This window comes from Gammaproteobacteria bacterium (genome assembly GCA_034522055.1).
GTDB lineage: Bacteria > Pseudomonadota > Gammaproteobacteria > JAABTG01 > JAABTG01 > JAABTG01.
Map to the genome: position 1 here is coordinate 3,239,345 of JAXHLS010000002.1, position 23,478 is coordinate 3,262,822.

The 23,478-nt window shown below is 66.3% G+C and carries 19 protein-coding genes, 2 tRNA genes and 1 pseudogene; 14 read left to right on the forward strand and 8 right to left on the reverse strand.

Features of this window, described 5'->3' with window-relative positions:
• Positions 1 to 323: 323 nt before the first annotated feature.
• The 4 genes from U5S82_15670 (at position 324) to U5S82_15685 (ending at position 3,036) form a co-directional block, all read left to right on the forward strand.
• The gene (locus U5S82_15670) at positions 324 to 596 is read left to right on the forward strand and encodes an HU family DNA-binding protein (protein MDZ7753050.1); all 273 of its coding nucleotides are present in this window, start codon (positions 324 to 326) and stop codon (positions 594 to 596) included.
• A 13-nt stretch (positions 597 to 609) separates the two neighbouring features.
• Positions 610 to 685: transfer RNA gene (locus U5S82_15675), tRNA-Val, on the forward strand.
• Between the two features lie 23 nt (positions 686 to 708).
• A tRNA-Asp gene (locus U5S82_15680) sits at positions 709 to 785 on the forward strand.
• 313 nt (positions 786 to 1,098) lie between these two features.
• Positions 1,099 to 3,036: a SurA N-terminal domain-containing protein gene (locus U5S82_15685; protein MDZ7753051.1), complete on the forward strand. Its 1,938-nt coding sequence runs from the start codon at positions 1,099 to 1,101 to the stop codon at positions 3,034 to 3,036.
• A gap of 154 nt (positions 3,037 to 3,190) precedes the next feature.
• Here the strand turns inward: U5S82_15685 and U5S82_15690 are convergent, their stop codons facing one another.
• Entirely contained in the window at positions 3,191 to 3,985 is a 795-nt protein-coding gene (locus U5S82_15690; GenBank protein MDZ7753052.1) for an enoyl-ACP reductase, read from the reverse strand.
• 208 nt (positions 3,986 to 4,193) lie between these two features.
• Between U5S82_15690 and U5S82_15695 the strand changes: the two genes are divergently transcribed.
• From U5S82_15695 to U5S82_15735, 9 genes are all read left to right on the forward strand, one after another.
• On the forward strand, positions 4,194 to 6,344 hold the full coding sequence (locus tag U5S82_15695; GenBank protein MDZ7753053.1) for an ABC transporter substrate-binding protein: 2,151 nt from the start codon (positions 4,194 to 4,196) through the stop codon (positions 6,342 to 6,344).
• Positions 6,341 to 7,318 (forward strand): ABC transporter permease, encoded by a 978-nt coding sequence (locus U5S82_15700; GenBank protein MDZ7753054.1) that lies wholly within the window; start codon positions 6,341 to 6,343, stop codon positions 7,316 to 7,318. Before U5S82_15695 ends, U5S82_15700 begins: the two co-directional genes overlap by 4 nt.
• A gap of 4 nt (positions 7,319 to 7,322) precedes the next feature.
• Positions 7,323 to 8,687 (forward strand): ABC transporter permease, encoded by a 1,365-nt coding sequence (locus U5S82_15705; protein MDZ7753055.1) that lies wholly within the window; start codon positions 7,323 to 7,325, stop codon positions 8,685 to 8,687.
• Between the two features lie 163 nt (positions 8,688 to 8,850).
• Positions 8,851 to 10,890 (forward strand): ABC transporter ATP-binding protein, encoded by a 2,040-nt coding sequence (locus tag U5S82_15710; protein ID MDZ7753056.1) that lies wholly within the window; start codon positions 8,851 to 8,853, stop codon positions 10,888 to 10,890.
• 152 nt (positions 10,891 to 11,042) lie between these two features.
• Positions 11,043 to 11,558, forward strand: coding sequence for a DUF1269 domain-containing protein (locus U5S82_15715; GenBank protein ID MDZ7753057.1), 516 nt, complete (start codon positions 11,043 to 11,045; stop codon positions 11,556 to 11,558).
• Positions 11,559 to 11,970: 412 nt separating this feature from the next.
• A complete protein-coding gene (locus U5S82_15720; GenBank protein ID MDZ7753058.1) occupies positions 11,971 to 12,501 on the forward strand; it encodes a GNAT family N-acetyltransferase in 531 nt (176 codons plus the stop codon).
• A gap of 194 nt (positions 12,502 to 12,695) precedes the next feature.
• Complete coding sequence (locus U5S82_15725; GenBank protein ID MDZ7753059.1) at positions 12,696 to 12,899, forward strand: cold-shock protein; 204 nt, start codon at positions 12,696 to 12,698, stop codon at positions 12,897 to 12,899.
• Between the two features lie 167 nt (positions 12,900 to 13,066).
• On the forward strand, positions 13,067 to 14,119 hold the full coding sequence (locus U5S82_15730; protein ID MDZ7753060.1) for a class I fructose-bisphosphate aldolase: 1,053 nt from the start codon (positions 13,067 to 13,069) through the stop codon (positions 14,117 to 14,119).
• 200 nt (positions 14,120 to 14,319) lie between these two features.
• Entirely contained in the window at positions 14,320 to 15,066 is a 747-nt protein-coding gene (locus tag U5S82_15735) for a VC0807 family protein (protein ID MDZ7753061.1), read from the forward strand.
• Positions 15,067 to 15,085: 19 nt separating this feature from the next.
• Here U5S82_15735 and U5S82_15740 read toward each other — a convergent pair whose 3' ends face one another.
• The 7 genes and pseudogenes from U5S82_15740 to U5S82_15770 all read right to left on the reverse strand — a co-directional run bounded on the left by U5S82_15740 (position 15,086) and on the right by U5S82_15770 (position 20,163).
• The gene (locus U5S82_15740) at positions 15,086 to 15,406 is read right to left on the reverse strand and encodes a HAMP domain-containing protein (GenBank protein ID MDZ7753062.1); all 321 of its coding nucleotides are present in this window, start codon (positions 15,404 to 15,406) and stop codon (positions 15,086 to 15,088) included.
• Positions 15,383 to 15,595, reverse strand: a pseudogene (locus tag U5S82_15745) (DUF3365 domain-containing protein). Before U5S82_15745 ends, U5S82_15740 begins: the two are co-directional and overlap by 24 nt.
• Before the next feature lie 24 nt (positions 15,596 to 15,619).
• Positions 15,620 to 15,979 carry a hypothetical protein gene (locus tag U5S82_15750; GenBank protein MDZ7753063.1) on the reverse strand — a complete coding sequence of 120 codons (360 nt, stop codon included), beginning with the start codon at positions 15,977 to 15,979 and terminating at the stop codon, positions 15,620 to 15,622.
• A gap of 169 nt (positions 15,980 to 16,148) precedes the next feature.
• Positions 16,149 to 16,619 carry a hypothetical protein gene (locus U5S82_15755; GenBank protein ID MDZ7753064.1) on the reverse strand — a complete coding sequence of 157 codons (471 nt, stop codon included), beginning with the start codon at positions 16,617 to 16,619 and terminating at the stop codon, positions 16,149 to 16,151.
• Positions 16,619 to 17,317 (reverse strand): DUF3800 domain-containing protein, encoded by a 699-nt coding sequence (locus tag U5S82_15760; GenBank protein ID MDZ7753065.1) that lies wholly within the window; start codon positions 17,315 to 17,317, stop codon positions 16,619 to 16,621. Before U5S82_15760 ends, U5S82_15755 begins: the two co-directional genes overlap by 1 nt.
• A 528-nt stretch (positions 17,318 to 17,845) precedes the next feature.
• Positions 17,846 to 18,718 (reverse strand): DUF3365 domain-containing protein, encoded by an 873-nt coding sequence (locus U5S82_15765; GenBank protein ID MDZ7753066.1) that lies wholly within the window; start codon positions 18,716 to 18,718, stop codon positions 17,846 to 17,848.
• Positions 18,715 to 20,163: a serine/threonine-protein kinase gene (locus U5S82_15770; GenBank protein MDZ7753067.1), complete on the reverse strand. Its 1,449-nt coding sequence runs from the start codon at positions 20,161 to 20,163 to the stop codon at positions 18,715 to 18,717. The genes U5S82_15765 and U5S82_15770 overlap by 4 nt, the downstream gene beginning before the upstream one ends.
• A gap of 166 nt (positions 20,164 to 20,329) precedes the next feature.
• Here U5S82_15770 and U5S82_15775 point away from each other — a divergent pair, with 166 nt between their 5' ends.
• Positions 20,330 to 23,470, forward strand: a complete 3,141-nt coding sequence (locus U5S82_15775) for an MMPL family transporter (GenBank protein ID MDZ7753068.1) — start codon at positions 20,330 to 20,332, stop codon at positions 23,468 to 23,470.
• Positions 23,471 to 23,478: the final 8 nt, after the last annotated feature.

Sequence of the window (23,478 nt, forward strand, 5' to 3'; positions counted from 1 at the left end):
CCGGCAATTCGTCGAGGGTTGGGCAGGGAAGATGATCGGTCGTCGGCGGCTATGCGATTCGTAGTCTCCCCCATTTGCCGGAGTTCCGGTTTATCTGCTTGGCACATGTGCTCATGGCAGGATTGGGCGCGTGTTGCCATGGGAAACAGTTTAGGGTTACGGATCAGGGGCAGGGCCCTGACACCGTGTTGTCACGGGGCCGAGGCCCTCCCTGGGCAAGTTGACTGTTCTCGGGCCCAATTGGTATAAAGCCTCCTTTGCTTGCAGGGGCGTATTGATTCGCGGCCTTCAATTATTCCGAGTTAGACGGGGGAAACGACTAGATGAATAAAGCTGAACTGATTGATGCGGTGGCCGACGAGGCTGATATCTCCAAGGCGGCCGCGACGCGGGCCGTGGACGCGATGGTGAACGCGATTGCGGGGGCCCTCAAAGGGGGGGATCAGGTGTCCATGGTGGGCTTCGGCTCGTTCATGGTCCGGGAGCGTGCCGCGCGCACCGGCCGCAATCCCCGCACCGGCGAAGAGATCAAGATCGCGGCATCCAAGATGCCGGTGTTCAAGGCTGGTAAAGCCCTCAAGGATACCGTAAACTAACCTGCTTTCCCCGGGGTGCTTAGCTCAGCTGGGAGAGCATCGCCCTTACAAGGCGAGGGTCGGGGGTTCGATCCCCTCAGCACCCACCAAATCCCGGGGACACGAGTTGTTCGGAGTGGTAGTTCAGCTGGTTAGAATACCGGCCTGTCACGCCGGGGGTCGCGGGTTCGAGTCCCGTCCACTCCGCCATTATCGGGGCGTCGCCCACTGGGCGCCCAAATTTGTATGAAAGAAACCGGCATGAAAAGACAAGGGTGCATCCTGGGATGCGCCCTTTTTCGTATCCGGTTCTTTAATGTGAAAGTCGCGTAGCACCATCTCCCCCTCTACCTTTGGGAGAGGGATGGGGTGAGGGAACGAACATGGCGATACGCGCTCCTCTTTCATCATCTTGGGCGGCGCGTATCGCCATGAGAGTTATCTTATCGGCCAAGACCCGTCCCACCCGCGGCTCGCCCAGGCATGGCGCGGCGCGCACTTAGACGACCGAGTGAATTGACACATGCTTCTCGCCATACGCAGTAAGTCCCAGTCCTGGGTGATGTGGGTTATCGTCATCCTGCTCATCATTCCCTTCGCCCTGTGGGGCGTGCACGAGTACTTCGGTGGCGGGGGGGACGTGATCGTGGCCGAGGTGAACGGACGAGAGCTGTCGGCCAGGGAGTTCGAAGACAACTTCCAGCGCCAGCGCCAGCGCCTGCAGATGATGATGGAGGGCCGCGGCAATGTATCCGATCTGGATCAGAAGCTGCTGCGGGATGAGACCCTCCAGGGCATGATCGACGAGGAGGTGGTGGTGCAGGCTGCCCTATCTGGTGGATTGCGCATCGGCGATGAACAACTGGCGGCCGCCATCCGCCAGCTCGATGTGTTCCAGGAAGACGGAAGATTCTCCCAGCAGCGATACGAGCGCTGGATCATGAGCATGGGGTACAGCCCCAGCGGTTTCGAGCAGACGTTGCAACGCAACATGCTGCGCGCGCAGCTGCGCCAGGGGCTCATCGGATCCGCCCTGGTGACGGACCGTGCCCTGACCGAGGCCAACCGTCTGGCGGAGCAGCGCCGCAGCTTCGGGGTGCTGACCGTCGGATTGGACGCCATGAGAGATCCCTCGGCGGTGACCCGGGAGGACATCGAGGCCTACTACAGGAACAACGAGGCCGATTTCACCATTCCCGAACGCGTGGTGGTACGTTACGTCGAGTTGTCCAGGGAACAGATTGCCGAGTCCGTCGAGATCAGCGAGGAAGAGGCACGCGGCAACTTCGAGAATTTCAAGCGCAGCTACATGGTGCCGGAGCAGCGTCGGGCCAGTCATATCCTGCTGACGTTGCCCCCCGGGGCGGACGGCGATGCCATCGAGGACGTGCGCCGGCAGGCGCAGGAGATCCGTGAGCGCATCGCCGCGGGGGAAGATTTCGCCAAACTGGCCGCGACCCACTCGGACGACGTGGGATCGGCGACCGTAGGAGGTGACCTCGGTTATTTCGAACGAGGGGCCACCGCGCCCCTTCTGGATGAGCCCCTGTTTCCGCCCGCCTTCGAAGAAGCCGTGTTCGCCATGGTAGAGGGTGAGATCAGCGACCCGGTACGGAGCAGCGAGGGCTTTCACATCATTCGTCTGGAGGACGTGCGGGCCGCCGCCGTCGAGTCCTTCGAGGACGTCCGCGACCAGGTGGTGGCGGATCTGCGGGGCACCCGGGCGGAGCAGAGGTTCTACGAGCAGGCGGAGCAGTTCGCCAACCTGGTCTACGAGCACGTGGATACCCTCGAGGTGGTGGCCGACTCCCTGGGTCTCCAGGTGCGCACCAGCGCGCCTTTCCCGCGCTCGGGTGGTGAGGGTATCGCCGCCTATCCGCGGGTGGTGGCGGCGGCGTTCTCGGAGGACGTGGCCCAGGGCATGAACAGCGAGCCCATCGAGGTGGAGCCCATGCATCTGGTGGCCCTGCGCCTCGAGGAACGCATCGCCCCCACCCTGCGGCCCCTGGCGGAGGTGGAGGACGAGATCCGCGTACGCCTGGAGTGGGAGGCGGCGCGGCAGCGTGCCATGGAGAAGGGCGAGGCCTTGATGACCCGCCTGCGGCAGGGTGCCGAGGGCCGGGTGCTGGCGCGCCAGGAAGGGCTCGAGTGGCGGGAGGTGAGCGGGGCCAGCCGGCGCGGCGACGAGGTGGGTGAGCAAGTCATCGACAAGGTGTTCCGCATGGGGCGTCCCGCGGGCAACGCGGTCATCGATGGTCTGTCCCTGGCCGACGGGGACTACGCCATCATCGTCCTCGAGGCCGTGGAAGATGGCGGACAGATAGCCGCGGAGGCCGCTGAGCGAAGGCGCCAGGTGTTGGCCGAGATGCAGGGGGAGGAGCAGTTCGATGCCCTGGTACAGGCACTACGCTCGAACAGCGATATCACCATCAACCGTTCGAGAATCGACCTGCCCGAATAACGGTCTCATGGCCGGTGGGGGGGGCCATGGCCGGTGGGGGCGCCGGGCATGGCCGCGGTTGCCGCTTGCCGCGGACAGAACGAACATCAGGGCCATCAGGCCGGCCTCCGGCACGGCCGCGGCACAGATGGCCGCCAGCAGGATCAGGGCATGTCTATGGGGCACCCGCCTCCGTGCCCATGGCGGTGATGTGGATGCCGGCATCCACGTACATCACTTCGCCGGTGATGGCCGAGGCCAGATCGGAGCACAGGAAGGCCACCGCGTTGCCCACCTCGTCGATGGTGACGTTGCGGCGCAGGGGGGCATTCTTCTCGCTGTAGTCCAACAGGCGCCGGAATTCCGAGATGCCGGCGGCGGCCAGGGTGCGGATGGCGCCCGCCGATACGGCGTTGACGCGGATCCCCTGGGGGCCCAGGCCGAAGGCCAGGTAGCGCACGCTGGCCTCCAGGCTCGCCTTCGCCACCCCCATGACGTTGTACTTGGGCACCGCCCGTACGGAGCCCATGTAGGTCAGCGCCACCAGGCTGGCGTTGCGCCCCGCCATCATGGGCAGGCCGGCGTTGGCCAGGGCGGTGAAGCTGTAGGCACTGATGTCGTGGGCGATCTTGAAGCCCTCGCGGGTCACGTGCTCGTGATAGTAGTCCTCGAGTTGCTCCTTGGGCGCGAAGGCCACGGAATGGACCATGGAGTCGAGGCCGTCCCAGTGGCCGGCGAGTTTTGCGTACATGGCCTCGATCTCGGCGTCGGAGGCGACGTCGCAGGGCAGGATGATCTCCACTCCCAGCTCCGCCGCCAGGGCCTCGACCCGGCTCTTGAGTTTGTCGTTCTGGTAGGTGAAAGCCAGCTCCGCACCCTCGCGGTGCATGGCCTTGGCGACGCCCCAGGCGATGGAGCGATTGTTGGCCAGGCCGACGATGAGGGCGCGTTTACCGTCGAGAAATCCCATAGTTGGTCCTTGAATCCTGATTGTTGTACGGGTGCGTCGTGGTGAAGCAAGTTCGCTCGCGCGGGCTCGATGAAGGCCTCACCCCGGTGGCGTAATGTGATGGCAGGGCCTTGGTTTATAATCGCCGCGACGCCGAAAGGCAAACCCAGAACCACAAAACGCCGTCGACCCTCCCATGCCGTTTGACCACAAGTGGTGCCCATGTCCCATGCCGGCGGTCGTGCTCTGCGCCTTGCTGGTCCTGGGAGGCTGTGGCGGCGAGCCCTGGAATCATCCCTACCCGGTGGCGCAGCACGGCGAGAATATCCTCTACGGGGCGTTCGCGGAACGGCCCAAGCACCTGGACCCGGCGCGCTCCTATAGCAGCGATGAATACCGGTTCATCTCCCAGATCTACGAGCCGCCCTTACAATACCATTATCTCCTCCGCCCCTACCGGCTGATCCCCCGCGCCGCCACTACCCTGCCCGCGGTGCGGCTCTACGACCATGAAGGCCGGAAGCTGCCCGCGGACACCGATGCCGACGCCGTGGCCTACAGCGTCTACGAGGTGTCGGTGCAGCCGGGGGTCCGTTTCCAGCCCCATCCCGCCTTCGCCCGCACGCCGGACGGCGATTTCGTTCATCACGACCTCGGTGCCGCGGCCCTCGGGGACCTGCGCGCGCCGGGGGAGCTGGCGCCCCTGGCGAGCCGGGAGCTGACGGCCGCCGATTATGTCTATCAGATCAAGCGCCTCGCCGACCGCCGCCTGCAATCCCCCATCGCGGGCCTGATGGCAAACTACATCCGTGACATGGCGGGTTTCGCCGAGCGTCTGGCGGCCCGGGCGGAGCACGGCGGGGAGCGGGAGCGCTTCATCGACCTGCGGGAACTCCCCCATGCCGGGGTGGCGGTGGTGGACCGCCATACCTTCCGCATCACCCTGGAGGGCCACTATCCCCAGTTCGTCTACTGGCTCGCCATGCCCTTCTTCGCTCCCATGCCGTGGGAGGCCGACCGCTTTTATCGCCAGCCCGGCCTCGCGGACAGGAACATCACCCTGGACTGGTTCCCGGTGGGCACCGGGCCCTACATGCTGGTGGAGAACAATCCCAACCGCCGCATGGTGCTGGCCCGCAACCCCGAGTTCCGCGGTGAACCCTACCCCCATGAGGGCGAGCCGGGGGACCGCGCGGCCGGTCTGCTGGCGGACGCGGGGGCCGCCATGCCTTTCATCGACAAGGCCGTGTATGTGTTGGAGAAGGAGAACATCCCCTACTGGAACAAGTTCATGCAGGGCTACTACGACGCCTCCAGCATCACCTCGGACAACTTCGACCAGGCGGTGCAGTTCACGGGCCAGGGGGATCCGGACGTCACCCCCACCTTCCGGGACAAGGGCATCGAACTGGCATCGGCGGTCACCACCTCCATCATCTATCGCGGCTTCAACATGCAGGACCCGGTGGTGGGGGGCTACGACGAACGGGCGCGCCTGTTGCGCCGCGCCATTTCCATCGCCGTGGACACCGAGGAGTACATTTCCATCTTCGCCAACGGCCGTGGCCGGGCGGCCCAGGGGCCCCTGCCGCCGGGGGTCTTCGGGCACCGGGAGGGGCGGGAGGGCATCAACCCTTACGTCTACGAGTGGGCCGGCGGCCAGCCGCGAAGGCGCCCCATCGAGGAGGCCCGCCGGCTGCTGGTCCGGGCGGGCTATGCGGAAGGGATCCGGGCCGATAGCGGCGAGCCCCTGGTGCTCCACTTCGACGTGCGGGCCACGGGCCCCGACGACAAGGCGCGCCTGGACTGGATGCGCAAGCAACTCGCCAAGCTCGGTGTCCAGCTGGATATCCGCGCCACCGACTACAACCGCTTCCGGGACAAGATGACCAAGGGCACGGCCCAGATCTTCCGCTGGGGCTGGAACGCCGATTACCCGGACCCGGAGAATTTTCTGTTCCTGCTCTACGGCCCCAACGGCAAGGCGCAGCACGGCGGTGAGAACGCGGCCAACTACGCCAATCCCGAGTTCGACCGCCTGTTCCAGGACATGCGCGCCATGGCCGACGGCCCGGAGCGGGCGGCGGTCATCGACCGCATGCTCGAGCTGGTGCGCCGGGATGCCCCGTGGATCTGGGGCTTCCATCCTACGGAGTTCACCCTGAGCCACCAGTGGTACGCCAACTTCAAGCCCCACATGATGGCCAACAACACCCTCAAGTACCTGCGTATCGACCCGCAGCTGCGGGAGGCCAGACGCCGGGAATGGAACCGCCCGCGGCTGTGGCCCCTGGGGGTGACGGCGTTGCTGCTGGTGTTCATGGTGGTGCCGGCGGCGGTGGGCTGGCGCCGGCGCCAGCGCCGGAGTGCCCTGGCATGATGGCCTACATCCTGCGGCGGGTGCTGTATGCCGGCCCCATCCTGCTGGGGGTCAACGTGCTCACCTTCGCCCTGTTCTTCCTGGTGAACAGCCCCGATGACATGGCCTATATGCACCTGGGGGAGCGCCACGTGACGCCCACGGCGGTGGAGAGCTGGAAGGAGGAGCGTGGTTACCACCTGCCCCTGTTCTGGAACGGCGAGGCCGCCGCGGCGGCTGGCTTCACGGAGACCATCTTCTACCACAAGTCCCTCGGCCTCTTCGCCTTCGATTTCGGGCGCTCGGACAGCGGCCGCGATATCGGTTACGACATCGGCCAGCGCATGGGACCCAGCCTCGCCATCGCCGTGCCGGTGTTGCTGGTGGGGTTGGCGGTGAACATCACCTTCGCCCTGGTGCTGGTGTTCTTCCGCGCCACCTACCTGGATACCTGGGGGGTGGTGCTGTGCGTCGCCCTGATGTCCGTCTCCAGCCTATTTTACATCATCGGCGGCCAGTTCCTCATGGGCAAGCTGCTGCGCCTGGTGCCCATCTCCGGCTATGCCGGCGGACTGGATGGCCTCAAGTTCCTGGTGCTGCCGGTGGTGGTGGGGGTAGTGTCCGGGATCGGCGCCGGCACCCGCTGGTACCGCACCCTGTTCCTGGAGGAGCTGGGGCGGGACTACGTGCGCACGGCGCGCGCCAAGGGGCTGCCCGAGTCCGTGGTGTTGGGCCGCCACGTGTTGCATAACGCTCTCATCCCCATCCTCACGGGGGTCGTGGTGCTGCTGCCCCTGCTGTTCATGGGCAGCCTCATCATCGAGTCCTTCTTCGGCATCCCGGGCCTCGGCAGCTACACCATCGATGCCATCCTGGCCCAGGACTTCGCCATCGTCCGCGCCATGGTGTTCCTGGGCTCGGTGCTCTACATCGTGGGTTTGGTGCTCACGGATATCTCCTACACCCTGGTAGACCCCAGGGTGCGCCTGGGCTAGGTCCATGTGGGTGATCCTGTGGACCGATGCCCTGGTCTACCTGCTGGTCGTCGTCGCCCTGCTGGGGGCCTGGCAGGTGCGCCGCAGCCCCCATGTGCTGGACAACTGGCGCCGGGTGGCACGCGCGCCGTTGGGCATGGCGGCCATCGTGGTGCTGGGGGTCTATGTGGTCATCGGCCTCGCGGATTCCGTTCATTACCGCGCGGCGGCGGCGGACGGCCAGGTGGTGAGCGTGCTGGATACCCTCCTGACACCGCTGCGGGAGTCCACGGAGACCTCCTATTCGGCCCCCTTCGCCACCCATGCCTTCACCAAGGTGAGCACCACCCATGGCGATGGCACGGTGACCCGCAAGTACCCGCGCCTCGCCCATGGTGGGGCCCACCTCGAGCACCCGGGACAGCGCGGGCGGGACATCCGGCAGCGGGCCGTGAGGGCCCTGGCCGTCGCGGCCCTGGTATGGCTGGCCCTGGCGGCGGCGGCGGTGGGATGGGTGGCGCGCCGCCGCACCCCGGGCTGGCGGGTGGCGCTGGGGATCATGGTCGGGGGCCGGGACGTGCTGCCGTGGCGCACCCTGCTGGCCACCCTGGGGGTACTGCTGGCACTGCTGTTCCTGGCCGTGGAGCTGGCCCCCAGATACCACGTGCTGGGTACCGACAAGGTCGGCCAGGATGTGTTCTACCAGACCCTCAAGAGCATCCGCACGGGGTTGGTCATCGGCACCCTCACCACCCTGGTGATGCTGCCCTTCGCCATCGGCCTCGGCGTGGCGGCGGGCTATTTCGGGGGGCTGGTGGACGATGTCATCCAGTATGTCTACACCACCCTGAATTCCATCCCCGGGGTGCTGCTCATCGCCGCCGCCATCCTCACGGTGCAGATCTACATGGCCAACCACGCCGAGGCCCTCGGCACCCTGGAAGACCGCGCCGATCTGCGCCTGCTGGCCCTGTGTATCATCCTCGGCATCACCAGCTGGACCAACCTGTGCCGGCTGCTGCGCGCCGAGACCCTGAAGCTCAGGGAGGTGGAATACGTCCAGGCCGCCCTCGGCTTCGGCGTGAGCCATAGCGGCATCATCGCCCGCCACGTGGTGCCGAACGTCATGCATATCGTCCTCATCACCGTGGCCCTGGATTTCAGCGGCCTGGTGCTGGCCGAGGCGGTGCTGTCTTATGTCAACATCGGCGTGGATCCCACCACCAACAGCTGGGGCAACATGATCAACAGCTCCCGCTTGGAGATGGCCCGGGAGCCGGTGGTATGGTGGAGCCTGGCCGCCGCCTTCATCTTCATGTTCACCATGGTGCTGGCGGCCAACGTCTTCGCCGATGCCGTGCGCGACGCCTTCGACCCGCGCCGCTCGTGAGTGCCCACGCGTCCCCTACCAACGAGTTGCCCATGACCATTCACACCCGGCGCCGCGGGGCTACCCGGTTACTTCCCTGCTCACCGGGGTCCGTTGGCCCGGTCTCTTGTCGGTGGGGCCCAGCGCTGTCATGGGATGACGGCTCCGAGGGAGTCATCGCCCCATGAGTGACGTATTGCTGCGGGTGGAGGGCCTGCGGACGGTGCTGGATACCGCCGACGGCGAGGTGCGGGCGGTGGACGGGGTGGACTTCGAACTCCATCGCGGCCGCACCTTCGCCATCCTCGGTGAGTCGGGCTGCGGCAAGTCCATGACCGCCTTCTCCCTCATGGGGCTGCTGCCACCGGGAGGGCGGGTGGCGGCGGGGCGGGCCCTGCTGGATGGCGTGGATCTGCTGCGCCTGCCGGAGAAGGCCATGCGGCGGGTGCGGGGCGGGCGTATCGGGATGATCTTCCAGGAACCCCAGACGGCGCTGAACCCGGTGATGCGGGTGGGGGATCAGATCGGCGAGGGCCTGGCGCGCCACCGCGGCCTCCGCGGCCGGGCCCTGCGGGCCGAGGCCCGGCAGCTGCTGGTCCAGGTGGGGATCCCGGACCCCGACGGGCGCCTGGACGCTTATCCCCACCAGCTCTCGGGGGGCATGAAACAGCGGGTCATCATCGCCATGGCCCTGGCGGGCCGCCCGGACATTCTCATCGCCGACGAGCCCACCACCGCCCTGGACGTCACCATCCAGGCCCAGGTGCTGGCCCTGCTGCGCCGACTCCAGGAGGAATTGGGCATGACCATCCTGCTCATCACCCATGATCTGGGGGTGGTGGCGGAGATGGCCCACGAGGTGGGGGTGATGTACGCCGGCGAGCTGGTGGAGACGGGGGAGCGGGACGCCTTTTTCGCCCACCCGCGCCATCCCTACGCCCGGCGCCTGTTCGCCGCCCTGCCTGGCGCGGCCAAGAAGGGGGGGCGGCTGGTGTCCATACCGGGGATGGTGCCGCCCCTGACCCGACGTTTCACGGGGTGCCGTTTCACCGAGCGTTGCGACCGCGCCTTCGCCCCCTGTGCCGGTGAGATACCCGCCTGGACCCCCGTCGACGAGTGCCAGGCGGTGCGCTGCCACCTCTACACCGCCGAGCCGCCGGCCGAGGCCGAGCGCAGCGCCGAGCCGTCCCCGCCGCCGCCGGCGGGTGGGGCCCCCGGCGCCAAGCGGCCGTTGCTGGAGGTGCGGGACCTCAGGGTCCATTTCCCGGTGCGCAGCGGCCTGCTGCGGCGGGCAACCGGGGCCATCCGGGCGGTGGACGGTATCGATCTGAGCATCCCCGAAGGGCATACGGTGGCCCTGGTGGGTGAATCGGGCTGCGGCAAGACCACCGCCGGCAAGGCCCTGCTGCAACTCATCCGGCCCAGCGGCGGCTCGGTGCTGTTCGATGGCATCGAATTGACGGCCCTGGGGGGGGGCGCCCTGCGGCCCTACCGCCGGGCCCTGCAGATCATCTTCCAGGACCCCTATTCCTCCATGAATCCGCGCATGCGCGTGGACCGCATCGTCGAGGAGGGCATGCGCTCCCAGGGGCTGGGGGGCGGCTCGGGGGAACGCCAGGCCCGGGTGGACCGGTTGCTGGAGCAGGTGGGGATGGATTCGGGGGTGAAACACCGCTATCCCCATGAGTTTTCCGGCGGCCAGCGCCAGCGTATCTGTATCGCCCGGGCCCTGGCGGTATCGCCGCGTCTGGTGGTGTGCGATGAGCCCACCAGCGCCCTGGACGTCTCGGTGCAGGCCCAGATCCTGAATCTGCTGCGGGCCCTCCAGGACGATCTTCGCCTCGCCTACCTGTTCATCACCCACAATATGTCGGTGGTGGAATACCTGGCCCACGAGGTCGCCGTCATGTATCTCGGGCGCATCGTGGAGTTCGGCCCCACGGACCGGGTCATGGCGGCGCCGGCCCATCCCTACACCCGTGCCCTGCTGTCCGCGGTCCCGGTGCCGGATCCGCGGGCCCGCCGGGAGGTCATCAGGCTGGCCGGCGACCCGCCGTCGCCCCACAGCCCGCCGGCGGGATGTCATTTCCATCCCCGCTGTCCCGAGGCCATGGATGTCTGTCGCACGGTCTTTCCGGAGACGGTGGAGCGGGGCCAGGGGCACCGGGTGGCCTGTCATCTGTATCCTGGGACGGGGGACACGCCCGCCCGGGACCTCGGGTGACGAACATCGAGGCGATTACGCCGGGAATTGCTTTAATCCGGCGTTCGGCTATTGTTTCCATGAAGGGGATGGAGCCGCTGAGGGCCTTCTTTAGCCCGATGGTCATGAACTGATATGGTAAGTTCCATCTACAACAACTGAAGGAGTCCGATATGCGCAGGATATATTTTCTGGTACCGGAAGTGGAAAGCGCATCGAAGATCGTGGATGAGCTTCTGCTCGCGCGTATCGAGGAACGGCATATCCACCTGGTGGCGAAGGACACCGCGGCCCTCGAGCAGGGCCACCTGCCGGAGGCCTCCCTTCTGCAGACCAGCGATTTCGTCCCCGCCCTCGAGCGCGGCCTGGCCGTGGGGGGTGTGACCGGGCTGCTGGCCGGCATCGCTGCGGTCACCTTTCCCCCTGCCGGCCTGGTGCTCGGCGGTGGCGCCATCCTCGGCACGAGTGTCGCGGGGGCCGGTCTCGGTGCCTGGATCTCCAGCATGATCGGCGCCTCGGCCCCCAACACCCAGCTCAAGGAATTCGAGCAGGCGGTGGAGGACGGTCAGATATTGATGCTCATCGACGTACCGAAGGCCCGGGTGGAGGAGATCGAGAATCTGGTGAAGAGCCATCATCCCGAGGCCGAGGTGGAGGGCACAGAGCCCACGGTGCCGGCCTTTCCCTGACGGCGGAATCCCCGTCGGTTGCCGGCGACCGGTAGGTCGGCCTGCGCATACACCCAATCAAAGCCTCCCGTAGGTTGGGGTGAGCCTGCGAACCCCAACTGTTCGCTGGATCCCTGGTCATGTTGGGGTTCGTCCTTCATCCCAACCTACGGGTTACGAGTTAACTCTCATGGCGATACGCGCCACTCGAAATGATGAAAGAGGAGCGCGTATCGCCATGTTCGTTCCCTCACCCCATCCCTGTACTCCGGGCATCCTGCCCTTCGCCCTGCGGGCCGCGCCAAGGCGCGTTCAAATCCGTTCCCGACGGATTTGTCCCAGAGGGAGAGGGGGAGTTCGTGCTTCGCGACCTTTACGTTAATTTAAACCGCCCGTCGGTTGCTACCGGCAACCGACATCCCGGCCTGAGACCATGAACCATCCATCGAAGGAGCACGACAAGACGGACAGAGTGCGGATGCGTCCGGCCGCGGTGGAGGACCTCGCCGCCATCAACGCGGTGGTGGAGGCGGCCGTGATGTCATGGGACCTGCCGGAACGGGTGAAGCGCCTGAGCCTGCCCGTCTACCGTTATGACCGTCATGACCTCGATGCCATGGGCTTCATGGTGGCGGAGGACGTCGGGGGAGGCGTGGTGGGGATAGCCGCCTGGGACCCCGACGACGCCACCGGCCCTGTCGCGGGGGATAAGGGATTGCTGCTGCATGGCCTCTACGTCGACCCCCGGTGGCATGGCAAAGGGGTCGGCTCACGCTTGTTCGCGTCGGTAGAGGACAAGGCCCGCGGACTGGGCCGGGACGGCCTGCTGGTCAAGGCCCAGGCCGGTGCCCGGGAGTTCTTCGAACATATGGGCATGCGGGCCCTGGCCGCGGTGGACGAGGAGCGGGACTACGCCAACCGTTACTGGCTTCCCCTGACGTCCCATGGAGAATGCAGGGAATAAGAAAATGCTGAATTGCCGGGTGGTTCCGGGACTGCCCGGGATTGTTTCTTTTTACGAGCGAGTGGGGTAAGGTTCCGGCGTCGCATCGTAATCCTTCGATAGGGCGGTATCTTCAGTCTCGCTGTTATTACTCCCATCCAGATATTGCAGGATCCGAGTGCGATATTTTAATTTTTTATGATAGAGGTATTTCTGTGACTACAGGAACAGTGAAGTGGTTCGACGATAAGAAGGGTTTCGGTTTCATCACCCCGGAGGGTGGTGAGCGGGACGTGTTTGTTCACTACCGGGCGATTACCGGCTCTGGATTCAAGACCTTGGCCGAAGGGCAGAAGGTGACCTTCGAGGTGGAGCAGGGCCCCAAGGGTCCCTCGGCCGCGAACGTACAGCCTGCCTGACGCGACGGCGCCTGCGCGGGCCGTACGGGAAGCCACCTTTCGGGGTGGCTTTTTTTATGGGCGCCACACGCGGGCGCCGCCGCGCCCGGTGCCCGGTGGACGCGCCGGTTGCATCGACCCCGCGTGCTTCGACTATGCTGTTCATGGTCGCCATGAGGGAGTGTGCAATGATCGATATCGAGAAACACCTAGAAGATGAATCCGAGTCGCTGCTGGGGCACCGCTGCGAGACCATCTCGCGGGATGCCCTGCATTTGCCCGGCCCGGACTACGTGGACCGGGTGGTGGCGGTCAAGAACCGCAAACCCGGTGTCCTGCGGGCCATGCAGACCCTGTTCGACCATGGTCGCCTCGGCGGGACGGGTTATCTTTCCATGCTGCCGGTGGACCAGGGTGTTGAGCACTCGGGCGGGGCCTCCTTCGCCCCCAATCCCGCCTATTTCGACCCCGCCAACATCGTCGAGCTGGCCATGGAGGGGGGCTGCAACGCCGTGGCCTCCACCCTCGGGGTGCTGAGTTCGGTGGCCCGCCGGTATGCCCACCGCATCCCCTTCCTGCTCAAGATCAACCACAACGAGATCTTGAGCTATCCCAATTTCTACGATCAGACCCTGTTCGCCTCCGTGGAGCAGGCCTTCGATATGGGTGCGGTGGCGGTGGGGGCCACGGTGTACTACGGCTCGGAGGAGTCCCGGCGCCAGATCCAGGAGATCTCCGAGGCCTTCCAACAGGCCCACGAGCTGGGCATGGCCACGGTGTTGTGGGCCTATCTGCGCAATCCCGCCTTCAAGCACGAGGGTACCGACTACCATACCGCGGCGGACCTCACGGGGCAGGCCAATCATCTGGCGGTCACCATCGATGCCGACATCGTCAAGCAGAAGCAGGCGGTGGGCAACGGCGGCTATCCGGCCATCGGCTTCGGCAAGACCCATCAGAAGGTGTATGACGAACTCACCACCGACCACCCCGTCGATCTGGTGCGCTATCAGGTGGCCAACTGCTACATGGGGCGGGCCGGGCTCATCAACTCCGGAGGGGCGTCCAGCGGCAGTGGCGATCTGGCCCAGGCGGTGCGCACGGCGGTCATCAACAAGCGCGCCGGTGGTATGGGGATGATATCCGGGCGCAAGGCCTTCCAACGCCCCATGGCCGAGGGCGTGGAACTGCTGCACGCCATCCAGGATGTCTATCTGAGCGACGCCGTCACCGTGGCCTGACGGCGTATGTCTCCCCATAGGCGCCGGCCGTCACGGCATGCCTCGCGATGGACGTGGGTTCCCGGTCGGGGATGGTGCCGTTTCCTCCACGGCCAAGGAGGGCGTGTCGAGGTTTCCACCGCGGGATGACGGGTTACAATGCCCCACGTTGGGTATGGCGTGGTGCCGGCCCCGTGCTCGTGAGGCGTGACAGGCAAAACATGACAGACCGTTCTCCCCGCGACGACGTCGGTTTACCCGACCACAAGCCGCGGCCGCTGGTAGACCTGCTGCTGGGCATCGTCATCCCCTCGGCCATTCTCATGAAGCTGAGTGGTGACGACCATCTCGGGGCCAGCGGCGCCCTGGTGGTGGCCCTGCTCTTTCCCATCGGCTGGTGGCTCTTCGAGCGGCTGCGCTATCGCAAGTTCAACATCATCGCGGTGCTCGGCCTGGTGAGCGTGTTGCTGACCGGCGGCATCGGCCTCATGGAGCTGGACCCCCAATGGCTGGCCATCAAGGAGGCGGCGATCCCGGGCATACTCGGACTGGCGGTGCTCATCTCCACTTTCACCCCCTATCCCCTGCTGAAGGCCATGCTCTACAACCCGACGGTGGTGGACACGGCCAAGATCCAGGAGCGCCTGGCCCAGCGCAATAACGAGGCCCTGTTCGAGAAGCGCCTGTTGTGGTCCAGCTATCTGCTGGCGGGCACGTTCTTCTTCTCTGCGGTGATGAACTACATCCTGGCCACATGGATAGTCACCAGCCCCGCCGGCAGCAGCGCCTTCAACGAGGAACTGGGCCGCATGACCCTGCTCAGCTATCCCGTCATCGCCCTGCCGTCCATGGCCATGATGATGGCCATCATGGTGCTCATCTGGCGTACCATCCGCCAGCTCACGGACCTGACCCTGGAGGATCTCTTCGACCTCGACGAGGAAGACGACAAGGATAAAGGGGGCTGACGGCCGGCGCTGGCCGCCATCAGCGCTCCAGCATGTTGAGGGCCTTCTCCATGCTGCGGCGCAGGCGGTTGAAGGCCCTGGCCAGGGTGGCGATCTCGTCGCCGCCGCTGTCATCCAGCTCGGTCTCGCCGAAATCCCCTTTGCTGAGTTTGTCGGCCTCCCGGGCCATGCGGGTGACGGGGGTGATGACCACCCGGCGCAGGGTGATGTTGAGGGCCACCATGAGCAAAAGGAAAATCGCCGTCAGGGTGGCCATGAAGGCCAGGAAGGTACGTTGGGCGTCGGCGACGGGGACCGCCATGGCCACCGACACCACCTGGGCCCCCACCACCTCGTTCATCTGCCAGCCGAAGCCGTTGTCGTCGCCGTAGCGTGCCACCATGCTGCGGGGCGCCCGGTCCGGGGTGCTGTGGCACACCAGGCAGCCCTCGTCGGTGATCTTGATGGGGCGGGCCAGGTACAGGGAACGGCCGGTGGGGGTGTCCCGCTCGCCGATGATCTCCCGGCTGTCCGCGAAGGGTCGATCCGCGCGTGTGCGGGGGAGCCACCAACGTCAAGATTTCCTCGACGTTCGCGGACGGTCGATCCCCGCGTGTGCGGGGGAGCCCAAACCCATGACCAGACCGTCTATTCGACGACGGGTCGATCCCCGCGTGTGCGGGGGAGCCGCTTCCACGATGGCCAGCGGGTAGGCGCGCCAGTAGTACAGCAGGTAGTCAGCGCGCTTCTGCTTGCCACGGCGCACGCGACCGCCGGTGACGATGATGCGGCCATTGGTGAAGGTGCGCTGCTCGCCGATCATGTGCGGCGCATTGCTTTGGCTGGGGTATTCGGTATGGACGGAACCGAAAATCTCGCCAGGCCAAAGAGTTACGTGGTTTTCTCCGGCTTTTGGCTCGGCAGTTTGGCGCAAGGCCGGCAGCTAGTCCGGCTTTGAGCCATAGCCAAGCTGGCTTGACAAAAGTGTCGCTTGGAATAGACTTTCGTGTTGAGTTCTCTGCCTATCGGCTTTGAACGTATCGAGGTCTCGGCCGCTGAACCCGCGTAGCGAATCAGCGGCCTTTGTCTTTTCTGGGCTGCCATCACGGGCCACCTCCCAGCAGGCGGAGGCATGCTGTCCGTGACCATGTCGGCGACCTTCTGATCTTTCCGATGCTGTTGTCGGCCTGGTAACAGGTCACGAAGTTGGCTTTCAGCGTGCCGTCCTGCTTCAGCCCCATCGCCACCACGACCACGAAGTCCTCGTACACCACGGCCACGCGGCGTGTCGCATCGTACCGGCGTGCGTTCTTGTCCCAGCCCTCGAACAGCGCGGCCTGAGGGTGTTCCAAGGTGGCTTTAATCCAGTCGATCCGCTGTGCTCGAACAGGCGAGAAGGCATTCTTGCGGCCATCCCTTGCCATGCTCTCGTAAAAGACGTGCCCGAACTTGCTGGCGGAGAAGTAAACGCGGATGTCGTCAAAGGTCTGGATGTGGCCCCGGCAGTAGACTCGTGCGTAATGCGAACGGTATTCACCGACCGTGGCGTAATGAACGAGAGGCGGTAACGCCATTACCAGCCTCCCTGCAGGCGTATCTTGAAGATGTTGAACTTCTCTTCGCCCTTGTGAGTCGGGGCGAGCGGTCGGCCCAGCGCTGATTCGAGACGCTGAACCACGGCGGCCTTGGCGGTACCGTCCCGCAGGGTGTCGTTGATGCGACTGCTGGCCGCGCCCAGCAACAGATCGCACAGCTGGATCAGTACCACCTCGTGAGACGGTAGCGACTGGATGCTCTCGATACTCGATGTGAGATTCGCGCGCGCCAGACACTTGGTCAGCACAGGCAGACGCTTTGGATCGCGGTTGCTCTTGACGTCGCAGAAGATCCGGTAGGCGTTGAAATCCAGAATCCAGTGATGTAGCAGCTGGTAGTAGAACTTGTAGAAGCCCAGCTCGCCATCGTTGTCGTGCAGCGCCAGATTGAGCTGGTTTCGATCAACGGCAATACAGCGGAAACGCAGATTGTCGCCATAGGCGAAGAACAGATCGATCAGTTCGACGTAGAAGTCGCGACGGTTGGGCGACACCTTGCTCCACTTGATCTCGCCCCAGGCTTGGTGGCGCTCCCGCAGTGCCCCGACACGTGATTTGATTTCGTTACGCAATTCTTCGGGTAGCCAGAGACTGCCGATCATGAGGTGTCGCGCACGCGGATTCGCGGATGTCAGTACATCCGGATTGGCCTCGTCGCAATACACCTCGAACTTCATCGCTGTTCCTCTCAGGTCAATCCAGCACAATCAGAAACTCGGTGGCCAGTGTCTCCGGGCGCACGGCGCGGGTGTCCGGGCTGCGTGCAGTTTGACCAGACCGTGGCGCTCCAGGTGACGCAACGTGCGTGACAGGTTCCTTGCCGCGCGACCCGACCACTCGGCCAGCTCCAGCACAGTGCGCGGCTGGCGCTCGCGCATCAGGCGCAGCAACGCGCACCAGGTCAATCATTTGCTGGCGGAACTCCGGCGCTTAGGGGGCATGTGTCTTGGGCATAATGAACACATCTCATCCAACGCCTTAGGGTGTCCACCGAAGCGGGTCAACTCCACGCCAGCTCACGGACCTCACTCTGGAGGACATCTTCGACCCCGAAGAGGGTGATAACAAGGGGAAGGGCTGAAGGGCACAGGGTCCTCCGTGGTCCCCGGGAATGGGTCGCCGCATCTGTCTCGCCCGGGTGTTACCCACTGGATGGATATGGGCCACGTGGGTCCGGGCCTGTGCCGGACGCCATGGCCGGCGGGTCAGCGCTCCAGCATGTCGAGGGCCTTCTCCATGCTGCGGCGCAGGCGGTTGAAGGACCGGGCCAGGGTGGCGATCTCGTCGCCGCCGCTGTCGTCCAGATCGGTGTCGCCGAAGTCCCCCTTACTGAGTTTGTCGGCCTCCCGGGCCATGCGGGTGACGGGGGTGATGACCACCCGGCGCAGGGTGATGTTGAGGGCCACCATGAGCAAAAGGAAAATCGCCGTCAGGGTGGCCATGAAGGCCAGGAAGGTACGTTGGGCGTCGGCGACGGGGACCGCCATGGGCACCGACACCACCTGGGCCCCCACCACCTCGTTCATCTGCCAGCCGAAGCCGTTGTCGTCGCCGTAGCGTGCCACCATGCTGCGGGGCGCCCGGTCCGGGGTGCTGTGGCACACCAGGCAGCCCTCGTCGGTGATCTTGATGGGGCGGGCCAGGTACAGGGAACGGCCGGTGGGGGTGTCCCGCTCGCCGATGATCTCCCGGCTGTCCGCGAAGTTGCGGAAGCGGTTGATGATGTCGGCCTCCCAGTCGGCCGCACGGTCCCGCGGATTGGTGGGGTTGAGGGTGGCCTCCTTGTACACATACTCGGGATGCAGGGTGCGCAGGTGCTGGAAGGCCTGGGTGGCGGAGTAGGCGGGCACGCTCTGGGGCAGGAACTCGTGGGCCATCTGATCTGCCAGCAGGGGCCTGATCTCCCCCACGGTGTAGGTCCTGATGCCGCCGGCGGCGCTCATCATCAGACCCGCGCTCTCCACCACGTGGCGCCGCGCGTTATCCTGCAGCACCTTGTAGGTCACGGCGCCGGTGGCCGCCAGCCCCAGCAGGAAGGCGGCCACGATGATCAGATTGAACTTTGCGGTCAGACTCATGGCTTTCTCATCCTCGCGAGGAAGGCCTCGGCGCTGGAGTGGTCGGGGAGTTCGTCCGCGAGCTCCCGCAACAGGGCATCACGGTTCGGCGCCGAACGGGCGTAACGCTTCACCAGCACTCCGGCGATGGGTCCGAGGTATTCCGCCAGTTCCTCGCGCAGCCGCGCCAGCAGCTCGGCATCGAAACCCGGATTGGAGGGCGGGGCTGGCGCAGCAGGGGCCGGTGCCACGACCTCCCGGCCCGTGACCTCGTGCACCCGCGCGCGGAAGGCGGCGCGTCTGTCGGGGGCCGGAATAAAGCGGGCGAGGGCCTCCACCAGGGCCGGAAAGTCGCGGTGACCGGCGGCCACGCCCCGCACCAGTTCCAGGGAGCGGGGGCCGATGTAGCGCGCCAGCACGGCCTCCAGGTCCTGGAGCAGGGATTCCTCCCAGGGGGAGCCCGTGCCGGTGGTGGCGGGCGGGGTGCCGGCGGGCATGGTATCCATGTTCTCCATGCATACCTGCTGTTGCCTGCGCTTGCCGTCCGAGCCGCGGCGCAGGTCGTCGAGGTCGCCGCCCTCGAGGGCCGCGATGACGTCACCGGCGGTCTGGGGCCGATCGGCGGGGTAGGGGCTCAGCATCCAGTCCAGGACGTTCAGGAAGGCCTCGCCGCAGGTCCCGGCCGCCGCGATCTCCGCCAGCCCGTCGCTGAGGGGATCCTCCGTGCCGGCCATCAGTTCGGTGATGCGCTTGGTGCAGACCGGCGGCGGGCGCCCGTAGACGCAATGAAACACCGTGGCTCCAAGGGAGTAGAGGTCGGCGCTGGGCAGGGGCTGGTCGCCGTCGTGGAGCTGTTCGAAGGGTGCATAGGCCGGTGATCCCATCACCGTCATGGTATTGGCGGCCTGCCCGAGATGCTGGCGGGCGCAGCCGAAGTCCAGGAGGATGGGGAAACCGTCTTCCCGCAGGTAGATGTTGTGGGGCTTGATGTCCCGGTGCAGGTAGTGGTTCTCATGCACCGTGGCGAGGCCCTTCAGCAGGGGATGCAGGAGGGCCCGGGCCTCGGCCTCGGACATGGGATTACGGCCGATACGCTCATAGAGGGACTCGCCCGCCAGGTAGTCCATGACGAAGTAGGCCGTGCCATTGGCCTCAAGGTAACGGATCACGCGGATGATGCTGGGCTCGTTGAAGCGGGCCAGCACCCGGGCCTCGTCCAGGAAACGCCGCAGACCCCAGGCATAGCTGTGCTCGCTGGACTGGGAGACGGGGGAGAGGGTGCGGCTGTCGGCCTCCCGGTAGGCCAGGCCGCTGGGCAGGTACTCCTTGATGGCCACCTCCCGTTCCAGGGTATGGTCGGTGGCCTTGTAGGTGATGCCGAAGCTGCCGGTGCCGAGGATATCGGTGATCTCGAAGCCTTCGAGCAGGGTCCCGGCAGGCAACGCGTGGGCGTGGACTTCGTTCATGGTCGTTGTGGCGCCGGTGGCCGAATATCCGTAGAGGATAGCAAAGTGCCCGGCCGGAATGTCGGCAGGGGGTTCCCGGCAGGGGCGTTTCCGGTCTACGCTTTTGTTCTTCAACAAGAACAAGCCGCGGCGATGCGGACAGGGACGAGGGAGGAGGAATCACGCCATGACCCGGCTGATGCTGTTGGCCGCCCGCTATCCGTGGCCGGTGCTGGTGCTCCTCGCGCTGCTGACCGGGTTGGCGGTGCTGCCGCTACCGCGGCTCACTGTGGACGTCTCCTCGCGGGCCCTGCTGCCGGCGGGCGGTGAGGCCCGGCAACTGCACGACGCGGTCCAGGCCCGCTACGGTGCGGCCGAGGGCATGGTCATCGTGCTCAGCGACGACGAGCTGCTGGCCACGGAGCGGCTGCAGGCCATCGCCAACGTCATCGACGACCTGGAGCGGTTGCCTTTCGTCGCCGCCACCCGCAGCCTGTTCTCGGTGCCCCACGTGCGGGTGGTGGACGACTTCGTTCACACCGAGCCCTACCTCGCGCAGTTGCCGCAGACCGCGCAAGGCCGTGACCGGCTGTTGCGGGCGGCGCGCTTCAACCCCATGGTGGTGGGCAGCCTGCTGTCCGCCGACGGCCGCACCCTGGCCATCGACGTGGAGTTCGACGGCGATGCCGAGGCGGGGGACGCCGCCGTGGTGGCGGCGCTGGAGCGGGCCGTCGCGCCCCTGCGCGGCGTGGTGGACGAGATCATCCAGGTGGGTGGCCCACGGGTGCGGGAGGCCATCAGCCAGCGCATCGCCGAGGACCAGCGCCGCATCATCCCGCTGTCGGTCGCGCTGCTGGTGGTGACCCTGGCGCTGCTCTTGCGCAGCCCCGGTGGCGCTCTGCTGCCGCTCGCCACCGCGGGCCTCAGCGTGGTGTGGATCCTGGGCCTGATGGCGGCACTGGCCATCCCGTTGGGGGTGATGACCGCCATCGTGCCGGCGCTGCTGGTGGTCATCGGCTCCACCGAGGATATCCATCTTCTCACCGAGTACCGCGCCGGTCTCGCCGGCGGTGGCGGGCGGCCCGCGGCGGTGCGTCACATGGCCCGGCGCATGGGTGCCGCCGTCACCCTGACGGCGGTGACCACCTACGTGGGTTTCCTGTCCATCGCCCTCAACGATCTGCAGATGTTGCGAGAGTTCGGGCTGCTGGCCTCCACCGGCTTGCTGTTCAACTTCCTCATCACCGTCACCCTGGTGCCGGCGGTCCTGGCCGTCGTGGGGTCCCACCGTGGCTTCCCGGCTAGCGTCCGTGGTGGCGGCGACGGCGTGGCGCGGGTACTGACGGCCGTGGCCATGGGGCGCCGCGGCACGCTGTTGGTGGTGACCCTGCTGGTGGTGATGGTGTTCGCCTGGGGCGCCGGCGGCTTGCGCATCAACAACAACGCCCTGGACTTTCTGCCGGCGGGGGACCCGGTGGTGGCGGATACCCGCCTGGTGGAGGAGCGTCTCACCGGCACCGAGGCCTTTTCGGTGGTGGTGCGGGCGGGTATCTCCGATACTTTCCTCAAGGCCCGTTACCTGGAGTCCGTGCGCCGCCTGCAACGCCGCATCGACGCCCTGCCGGGTGTGGACCGTACCCTGTCCTTCGCCGATTACATGGCCCTGGTGAACACCGTCATGACCGAGGAGGAGGGTGACCAGCTGTACCTGCCGGAAGCCGACGACCTGCTTCGGGAGTACAGTCTGTTCCTGCGCCGCGAGCATGTGCGGCCCTACGTCTCCGCCGACTTCAGCGAGACCCGCATCGTGGTGCGCCACCACGTTCGTGCCAGCGCCGAGCTGGTCGGCCTGCTGGAAGGCATTCGCGACATCGCCGGGGAGGAGCTGGAGAGCGGGCTCACGCTCCATCTCACCGGGACCTCGGTGCTGTCGGCCGAGGCCGCCCGCGGCATGGCCGTGGGCCAGGCCCAGTCCCTGGCCCTGATGGCGGCCATGATCTTCGGCGTGGTGGCGGTGCTGTTCTGGAACCCGTGGGCGGGGGTGGTGGCGGTGGTCCCCAACGCCGTGCCCATCGTGGTGCTGTTCGGGGTCATGGGCTTTGCCGGCATTCCCCTGGACAACGGCACCGCCATGGTGGCGGCCATCGCCCTCGGTGTGTGCGTGGACGATACTCTGCATTTCCTGGTGCGTTACCACGAGAACAGCCACGCCGGCGCCCGCGAGGAGTCGGCGCTGGCGGCCACCATCCGCGACGAGCTCGGTCCCATCGTCGCCACCTCGGTGGCCCTGGCCCTGGGCTTCGCCGTACTCGCCCTGTCGGGCTTTCCACCGCTGGTGCGCTTCGGGCTGCTGGCGGCCATGGTGATGGTGCTGGCGCTCATCGCCACCTTCCTGGTGGCACCGGCGATGCTGGCCAGTGTCCGGCTCATCACCCTGTGGGAGATGCTGTCCCTGCAGCTGCGCTCGGAGGTGATCTGCCGCTGTGCCCTGTTCCGAGGCTTGAAGCCCCGTCAGATCAAGCAGGCGGTGCTGCTCGGCGGTATCGAGGCGCATCCCGCCGGCAGCCGGGTGGTGAGCCAGGGTGCTGCCGACCGGCGCATGTTCGTGGTCCTGGAAGGGTGCGTGGACGTATGGAAGTGGCGGGCCGACGGCACCCGCGACCTGCTGAGCGTGCTGGGTCCCGGCGAGGTGTTCGGCGAGATCGCCCTGGTGTCCAGCGCGCCGCGCACCGCCGACGTCATCGCCGTGGAGCCGGCTCGGCTGCTGGCCCTCGACTGGCAGGGCCTGGAGCGGGTGGCGCGGCGCAACGCCCCGCTGGCCGCCAGGCTGTTTCGCAATCTGAGCGACATCCTCGCCCGGCGCCTCGCCCACAGCGAAGAGCAGAGGACCCTGATCCGGGACCTGCCCACCGGGGCCTTCTCCATGGCCTATTTCAAGGCCCACCTCGGCCTCGAGGTGGAAAAGGTGCGGCGCTATGCCGAGCCCCTGACGCTGCTGGCCTTCGACGTGCTGGCGGGCGACGAAGAAGCGGCGGACAGCCCGGCTATCGAGGAGGTGGTGCTCAAGGTCATCGCCGACTACGTGCGTGAGGCCACCCGTACCGTGGACCTGTTCGCCCGCTGCGGTGGCAACCGCTTCATCCTCATGCTGAGTCGCACGCCGCTGGCGGGGGCGGAACTCATCGTCGAGCGCCTGCAGGCCCGGGTGGTCACCCTTCCGGGCTACTCGTTACGCACCGCCGTGGTGCCCTATGACGACGGTGACGATCCCGAGGCGGTGTTGGAGCGGGTCGCCGCTGCGCTTGGCGAGCCGGCGGCGGGCGCGTGAAGGAAGTC